Source organism: Salmonella sp. SAL03688 (assembly GCF_046551895.1).
GTDB classification, from domain to species: domain Bacteria; phylum Pseudomonadota; class Gammaproteobacteria; order Enterobacterales; family Enterobacteriaceae; genus Salmonella; species Salmonella enterica.
The window spans coordinates 1-208 of record NZ_JBGDVI010000098.1; the positions used below are offsets into that span (position 1 = coordinate 1).

1 pseudogene is annotated in these 208 nt (G+C 54.8%); it reads right to left on the reverse strand.

Annotated elements, in window-relative coordinates:
- A pseudogene (locus tag ACLJR2_RS23910) lies at positions 1-208 on the reverse strand (enterohemolysin); the annotation flags it as partial.

A 208-nucleotide genomic window follows, 5' to 3' on the forward strand; every position in this document is an offset into this window, starting at 1 on the left:
AACAACGCCGGAGAGGTAAAGAGGTTCTCCCCAGGTGATTTCAGATTCACCTCGCAGAATGGCACCAACCTGAACGAACAGGCCGATCTCGTCCTCATCTGTCCAGCCACGAACGCGCTCAGTGACGGTGTACTTCCCATTTTTACCGTTTTTATCGCGTGTGATTTCCTGTGTCCTGGTGCAGCGCTCCCAGTCACCCCCATAGCGG